The organism is Jiangella asiatica, assembly GCF_004349065.1.
GTDB classification, from domain to species: domain Bacteria; phylum Actinomycetota; class Actinomycetes; order Jiangellales; family Jiangellaceae; genus Jiangella; species Jiangella asiatica.
In genome coordinates this window covers 61,865-69,038 of record NZ_SMKZ01000034.1, presented here as the reverse complement: position 1 = coordinate 69,038, position 7,174 = coordinate 61,865, and the positions used below count along the sequence as shown (strand labels likewise).

General features: G+C 68.4%; 7 protein-coding genes. All 7 read left to right on the top strand.

All coding sequences use genetic code 11. The features are described from left to right. Positions 1-670: 670 nt before the first annotated feature. Genes E1269_RS21390 through E1269_RS21360 form a run of 7 tightly spaced genes read left to right on the top strand, consistent with a single transcriptional unit; the run spans position 671 to position 7,113 of the window. Positions 671-1,216, top strand: coding sequence for a hypothetical protein (locus E1269_RS21390; RefSeq protein WP_131898301.1), 546 nt, complete (start codon positions 671-673; stop codon positions 1,214-1,216). Next, positions 1,203-2,870 (top strand): hypothetical protein, encoded by a 1,668-nt coding sequence (locus E1269_RS21385; protein ID WP_131898299.1) that lies wholly within the window; start codon positions 1,203-1,205, stop codon positions 2,868-2,870. The genes E1269_RS21390 and E1269_RS21385 overlap by 14 nt, the downstream gene beginning before the upstream one ends. A gap of 15 nt (positions 2,871-2,885) precedes the next feature. Next, the gene (locus E1269_RS21380) at positions 2,886-4,328 is read left to right on the top strand and encodes a phage portal protein (RefSeq protein ID WP_131898297.1); all 1,443 of its coding nucleotides are present in this window, start codon (positions 2,886-2,888) and stop codon (positions 4,326-4,328) included. Then, entirely contained in the window at positions 4,303-5,178 is an 876-nt protein-coding gene (locus E1269_RS21375; RefSeq protein WP_131898295.1) for a hypothetical protein, read from the top strand. The genes E1269_RS21380 and E1269_RS21375 overlap by 26 nt, the downstream gene beginning before the upstream one ends. Before the next feature lie 14 nt (positions 5,179-5,192). Then, positions 5,193-5,879 (top strand): hypothetical protein, encoded by a 687-nt coding sequence (locus E1269_RS21370; RefSeq protein ID WP_162606547.1) that lies wholly within the window; start codon positions 5,193-5,195, stop codon positions 5,877-5,879. Positions 5,880-5,920: 41 nt separating this feature from the next. Then, on the top strand, positions 5,921-6,877 hold the full coding sequence (locus tag E1269_RS21365) for an SU10 major capsid protein (protein WP_131898291.1): 957 nt from the start codon (positions 5,921-5,923) through the stop codon (positions 6,875-6,877). A gap of 14 nt (positions 6,878-6,891) precedes the next feature. Next, positions 6,892-7,113 carry a hypothetical protein gene (locus E1269_RS21360; protein ID WP_131898289.1) on the top strand — a complete coding sequence of 74 codons (222 nt, stop codon included), beginning with the start codon at positions 6,892-6,894 and terminating at the stop codon, positions 7,111-7,113. Positions 7,114-7,174: the final 61 nt, after the last annotated feature.

Sequence of the window (7,174 nt, the reverse complement as noted above, 5' to 3'; positions counted from 1 at the left end):
GCTCCACCCCCTCCTGCCCCGAGCTCACCCCACCTGGCCAGAGCAGGTGCGACGACTGCAGGCGTGAGGCAGACCAGCGCCGAGGTACTGCACGGGACAGGGGCTATGGCAAGGGGCACACCACCCGGTTCCGTACCGGGGTGCTGGGTGCCCAGCCCTTCTGCGTGTGCACCGAATGCGACGACCACGCAACACCATGCTCGAGGCCCAGCACCGACGCTGACCACCACCCCCTGAGCAGGCGTGAGCTGATCGCCGCTGGCCTTAACCCTGACGATCCGAAGCACGGTCGCGGCTTGTGCTCGCTGTGCCACAAGAGATCGACTGCGAAGCATCAGCCTGGAGGCTGGAACGCGCGGTGACGGTGCTGCACGAGGCTGCGAGCACGTGACGCAGGGGCACGGCATGGCACTCGCCGCAGGATGGTCACCCTCCTGACCTGCAGTGACGCGGCGAACCATGGTAACCATGGCGTGATCAACAACGCTCTGACCAGCGCGAACGGGTGGGGGGGAACCCCCGAGCGCCGCTATACCAGGACCGCCGGGGAGGGCGCTGAACGGCGCGGAGGGTTCAAACCTCCCAGGGCCGGCCCCCAAGATCATCAGTCCAGCGCGACGCTGGACTGTCAACCGATGCGGTGCGATGCCGCTGAGGAGAAGTGATCACCATGCGTGGAGGTGCGCGCAACCGCTCCGGTCCGCCGGCCGACCCGAACTCCGGCCGCTCCGATCGCCGCGGCTTCTCACTGACGGCACTGCCGGCGGAGGGCTACGACGGGCCCGTCCCCGAGTGGCCGCTGATGCGGCGCCAGGTTATGCGCTGGGAGCAGGACGGAAAGGTCCGCTACCAAGTGCTCGACCCGGATGCGACACAGGAGGTCGCCGACCGGGAGGCCGAGCTGTGGGAGTGGGCGTGGACCACGCCGCAAGCCTGCGCCTGGTCGATGCCCTCGGAGTCGTGGCGCATCCACACGATCGCCATGTGGGTCAGGACGTTCGTGATCTGTGAGTCGTCTGCCGCGACGGCCGCCGACAAGAACAGCCTCCACCGGTTCGCCGACCAGATCGGCATGACGACGGCCGGCCTCGCCGAGATGGGCTGGAAGGTCGCCGTCGACGAGCTCGCCGGGAAGCGCAACGAGGCGCCCGAGCCCGAAGAGGATGAGGACGATCCTCGGAACCGCATGACGGTCGTGACCGGTGGAGGCGCGTAGCCAATACGTCGTCGACTTCCCGACGCTCTGGGTCGTCCCCGCCTGGATTCAGCGGCACTGCATCATCTCGGACGGCTTCCGCAAGGGGCGCCCGTTCCGGATGTACGACTGGCAGCTCTGGATCACGGCGAACCACTACCGGATCAAGCCGTCGGCGCGGCAGGTCGAGGGGTTCGGCGTCGACCCGGACGTCTTCCCGATCCGGTCCGCGGCGTTCCACAACCGCCGCACCCAGGTCATCGCGCCCCAGAAGACCGGCAAGGGGCCCTGGACGGCGGCGATCGTCTGCGCGGAGGCCGTCGGCCCGGTCCTGTTCCTCGACTGGGCGAAGGATGGCGACGAGTACCGCTGCGAGAACCACGGCTGCAGCTGTGGGTGGGTGTACCGCTACAAGCCCGGCGAGCCGATGGGCCACCCTTGGCCGTCGCCGCTGATCCAGCTGCTCGCGACGTCCGAGGACCAGGTCGACAACGTCTACAAGCACCTCAAAGGCATGGCTCGAGGTCCGCGGCTGACCGACCGAATGAAGGTCCGCGAGGGCTTCATCCGGATCATCGGCGAGGATCAGGACCCGGACGCCAGTCGCATCGACGTTGTGACCTCGTCGGCGCAGTCCCGCCTTGGCAACCCGCTAACGTTCTGCATTCAGGACGAGACCCAGCTGTACACCGAGACCAACAAGATGATCCGGGTCGCGGAGACGATGCGGCGCGGCGCAGCCGCCATGGGCGGCCGCTCCATCGAGACGACGAACTGCTACGACCCATCGGAGCAGTCGGTCGCGCAGCGCACGCGCGAGGCGAAGGCCAAGGACATCTTCAAGTTCTACGAGCCGCCGCCGGCGAATCTCAGCTACAAGAACAAGGCTGAGCGCCGGAAGATCCACATCTTCAACTACGCCGGCTCGCCGCACGCTGACCTCGATGGCCTCGAAGCCGAGGCCGCCGAGCTGATGGAGAAGGACCCGGGGCAGGCCGAGCGGTTCTACGGCAACCGGATCGTCGCGGGCCTTGGCTCCTGGATGGACGGCGACAAGTGGGACGCCCGCTCGAAACCGGCTGGGATGCCGCCGAAGGGCACGCAGATCGTCCTCGGGCTTGACGGATCGGACGTCGACGACTGGACCGGAATCAGGGCCCAAACCCGCGAGAACTACCAGTTCACGCCCGAGACACCGCACGGCGGCCCGACGATCTGGAATCCCGCCGAGTACGGCGGCCAGGTGCCGCGCCTCGAGGTCGACGCCGCCGTCGACTGGCTGTTCGAGCACTTCGACGTGATCCGCTTCTACTTCGACCCTCCGTACTGGGAGACCGAGGGTGACGGCTGGGCGGCGAAGTACGGCGAGAAGCGTGTACTGCGGTTCGAGACGTATCGGCCGGTGCAGATGCACGCCGCCTGCGAACGCCAGCTCGTGGACGTGAACAAGGCCGAGAGCGCCTTCCACCACGACGGCTGCGAGGTCACGGGGCAGCACATGCGCAACGCCCGGAAGGCGCAGCGCCCGTCGAACCGCTACATCCTGACCAAGCCCGGCGACGGCCGCAAGATCGACATGGCGGTGGTCTCTGTGATCACGAACGAGGCGGCCGGCGACGTGACCGCGGCCAAGCTGTGGAAGTCCCGGAAGCGTCAGAAGCTCATCGCCCTGTAGGCAGGAGGTCGCGCCGTGGCTGTGCCCTCGACTGACCTCGAATGGCTGACCTACCTGGCGCTGCGGCACGACGCGGAGAAGCCCGAGCTCGAGGCGCTCGACCACTACTACGAGGGCACGCAGCCGCTCGCCTACATGCATCCGGAGATCCAGCGCGAGGTCGGCGACCGGATCAAGCCGCTGGTGTTGTTCTGGCCGCAGCTTGTGGTGGATGCGGTCGAGGAGCGCCTCGATGTCGAGGGGTTCCGGCTGCCAGACGAGGACACGGCGGACGACGATCTGTGGCGCGTCTGGCAGGCCAACGACATGGACGAGCAGACCCAGCTCGGCCATGTCGACGCCCTGGTGATGCGTCGGTACTTCGTCGTCGTAGGCAGCAACGAGGCTGACCGCGACACGCCGCTGGTGACGGCCGAGTCTCCGCTGGAGATGTTCGCCGACATCGACCCGCGCACCCGCAAGGTGCGGGCGGCACTGCGCCGCGTGCTTGAGCAGGACGACCTGGCCCGCCTCGGTGAGCGCTACGCCACGCTCTACCTGCCCAACCGGACCGTCTGGTATGAGTGGGGCGAAGGTGGTCAGGGCTGGCGTGAGGTCGACCGTGACGAGCACAACCTCGGTGAGGTCCCCGTCGTGCCGGTGGTGAACCGCGGTCGGCTGTCGTCCCGTCGTGACCGCCACGGCCGCGCGACGCGGCGGTTGGGAACGTCGGAGCTGGCACCGATCATCCCCCTGTCGGACGCGGCCAACAAGATCGCCACCGACATGATGCTCACCGCCGACGCCCACGCGATCCCGCTGCGGGGCTTCTGGGGCTTGAGTCCGGAAGACCTCACAGACAAGGACGGCAACCAGCTCACCGCCATTCAGGCGATGATGCGGAAGTTCCTCACCCTGCCGCAGCCTGAGGGGGATGGCGCGCAGGGCAAGGAGTTTGAGTTCTCAGCGGCCGACTTGAAGAACTTCCACGGCACCGTAGAACTGCTCGCGCGACAGGCGTCGGGCATGGCCGGACTGCCGCCGAACTACTTCGGTCTCGCCGCCGACGACGCCGCGAGCGCCGACGCAATCCGGTCCCGCGAGACCCGGCTCGTGAAGCGGTGCGAGCGCAAGCATCGCTCGTTCGGTGGCTCCTACGAGGAGTCGTCCCGGCTCGTGCGCCGCTTCCAGACCGGCGAGTGGGACCCTCGGCTGCGCCAGTTGGAGACGATCTGGCGCGATGCGGGGACGCCGACGGTAGCTCAGGCCGCGGATGCCGCCACCAAGAAGTTCCAGATCGGCATCGTGCCGCTGCGGCAGACCCGCGAAGATCTCGGGTACACCGACGCGCAGATCCGCCGCATGGAGGAAGAGGACGAGAAGGCGCTCCAGCGTGACCCGGTCGGCGTGATCGCCCGGGGCATGACTGGCGAGCCGGTGCCGGCGGAGCGCGATGGCGACGCTCAGCCGGTCGCGTGAGCGGTACGCCCAGCGCCAACGGCTGAGCAACGCCGTCGCGGCCGAGGGGCGGCGCACATGGCGGCAGCTCGACGCCCGCGACGTCACCGGCTCGTGGCGGTCACTGGTGCCGCAGCTGCTGATCACGCTCTCGGGTGCTCAGCTCGCAGCCGCTCAGGGCTCGGACGAGTACGTTGGGGCCGCGCTGGCCGAGCAGGGCATCCAGGCCGACCCGATCGCCGAGGTCGTGCCGCGTCGGCTCGCTGGCCGGGCATCAGATGGGCGGCAGCTCGACTCGCTGCTCGACGAGCCGCGCATCACGACCCTGACGGCGCTGTCCCGCGGCGCCACGGTGCCGCGGGCGCTGGCGTCCGGCTGGGCCGAGCTCGAGATGATCCTGCGCACGCAAATCGCCGACGCTGGTCGAGTCGCCGACGGCCTCTCGACGTTCGCCCGGCCCGGCGTCGGCTACGTGCGGATGGTCCAGGGCAAGACCTGCGGTCGCTGCGCGGCCCTCGCCGGCAAGTGGTTCCGCTCGAACCAGGGGTTCCGGCGGCATCCGCGCTGCGACTGCGTCCACATCCCATCGCGGGAGAACGTCGCCGGAGACCTGACGACGAGCCCGCGCCGCTACTTCGACAGCCTCGACCAAGCTGACCAGAACCGGCTGTTCGGGAAGGCCAACGCGCGGGCGATCCGCGACGGCGCCGACCCGATCCCGGTGATGAACGCCTCGATGCGCCACGGCGGGGTCTACACGACCGCCAGCGGGCGCCGCGGCGTCTCGCCGGTGCCCGAGCAGATCTACCAGCAGGCGGAGAACCGAGCCGACGCTATCCGGCAGCTGCGCCTCTACGGCTACATCCGCTGACTCCCGACCGCGCGATGCGGACCCGGGTCAACCCCTCTGCGATGGAGGAACACCGCATGTCCACCGAGATCGTCGGCGAGCACGGCCCGGAGGTCGTCCCCGCCGAACCTGCGGCACCCGCCGCGCCCGCAACTCCGCCGGGTGATCCGGCGAAGTCGCCAGAGCAGCCGTCCGCGAAGCCCGAGATCATCGCCGAGCGCGATCGAGAGCGGGAGAAGCGGCAGCAGCTGGAGTCCATGCTCGCGCAGTCACTCGGCGTCGAGCTGAACACCGGCGGCAAGGAGAGCCACTTCGAGCAGATCAGCGCGAGGCTGACCAAGCTGAAGGAGTTCGAGGACGCACAGCTCACTGAGCAGCAGCGCCTTGAGAAGGAGCGCGACGAGGCCCGCGAGACGGCAGCCACTACTGCGCGGCAAGCCGCACTGTACAAGGCGGCCATCGACCACAGCCTCGGCGCCGAAGACCTCGAGCTGCTCGAGGGCGTGCCGGCCGACCAGATCGACGCCCGCGCGAAGCGGCTGTCGGAGCGCCTGGCGGCGAGCCGAGCCCCTGGCACGCCCAAGCCGGACCCGACACAGGGCCCGCGCGGTGGCGGCATCGACATCGACGCGCAGATCGCGGAGGCGCAGAAGGCTGGCGACTTCCGCAAAGTCATCTCGCTCCAGAACCAGAAGCTCACCAACCAGGTGACCAACCAGTAAGCAACGGGCACGTCGTGCCCTGATCACAAGGAGGAACCGTTATGGCTCCCGTGACCGGACTGGGCACGACTTACAATCTGCCCAACTTCACCGGCATCCTGCACCAGCTCACCCCGTCGGACACGCCGTTCTTCTCCGCTATCGGCGGCCTGACCGGCGGCGGCCAGACCACCTCCACGGAGTTCGAGTGGGAGACCTTCGACCTTCGCGATGCTTCGCAGCCGGACATCCCTGAGGGCGCGGACCCCAGCGACACCGAGCGCGCGCGGGCGAACGTGACCAACGTCGTCCAGATCCACCAGGACAGTGTCGGCGTCAGCTACTCCAAGCTGGCGGCCGTCGGGCAGAAGGCCGGAAGCAACAACGACCTGCAGAACCCGGTCCGTTCCGAGCTGGACTGGCAGGTTGAGCAGCTGCTCAAGCAGCAGGTGCGCGACATCGAGTTCTCGTTCCTGCAGGGCACCTACGCGAAGCCGGCGACCAACGCCACCGGTCGCAAGACGCGAGGCATCCTGGAGGCGATCACTACGAACACGGTTGCGGCCGGCGGCGTGGACCTTACCGACGTGATGCTGCTCGACCTCATGCAGGAGGTCTACGACAACGGCGGCATCATGGAGCAGGACACGGCGACGGTCATCGTCAACAGCTGGAACAAGCGCCAACTGACGCAGGCGTTCATCACCGACAAGGGCTACCAGGAAGCGTCCCGCACTGTCGGCGGCGTCCGGGTGCAGACGATCGAGACCGACTTCGGGACGGTCAACGTCATGCTGGACCGGCACATGCCGGCAGACACCGTGGCCGTGGTGTCGCTCGAACAGTGCCGCCCGGTGTACCTGGAGATCCCCGGCAAGGGGCACTTCTTCGCCGAGCCGCTGGCGCGGACCGGCGCGAAGGAGCGCTCGCAGCTGTACGGCGAGGTCGGCCTGGAGTTCGGCGCCGAGACCGCCCACGGAAAGATCACGGGCACCACCACGGCCCCGCCGGCACCCTGATCGGAGGGCGTGACATGGCATATCGCGTCACGGCCGGGTATGTCACGGTCGAAACTCAGGTCCGCGAGAACGGAGCCCGGGCGTACATCGACATCCGTCGAGGTGCGGAACTCCCGGGCGACGTTCCCGCGGCGCAGGTCGCCACGCTTCTGCGTCAGGGCGACATCGAAGAGGTCAAGCCGGCCAGGAAGGCCGCAGCGAAGAAGGCTGCCGCCAAGCCAGCCGACGAGAACTGAGGAGGGGTCCGCGTGGGCGGAGCGATCTACTTCCGGGACGCAGACGGGAACGTCGTGCAGG

Bases quoted from the DNA above. Each gene is read 5' to 3' on its own strand.
- E1269_RS21375 (WP_131898295.1), top strand. From the start codon at position 4,303: ATGGCGACGCTCAGCCGGTCGCGTGAGCGGTACGCCCAGCGCCAACGG.
- E1269_RS21390 (WP_131898301.1), top strand. From the start codon at position 671: ATGCGTGGAGGTGCGCGCAACCGCTCCGGTCCGCCGGCCGACCCGAAC.
- E1269_RS21365 (WP_131898291.1), top strand. From the start codon at position 5,921: ATGGCTCCCGTGACCGGACTGGGCACGACTTACAATCTGCCCAACTTC.
- E1269_RS21360 (WP_131898289.1), top strand. From the start codon at position 6,892: ATGGCATATCGCGTCACGGCCGGGTATGTCACGGTCGAAACTCAGGTC.
- E1269_RS21370 (WP_162606547.1), top strand. From the start codon at position 5,193: ATGCGGACCCGGGTCAACCCCTCTGCGATGGAGGAACACCGCATGTCC.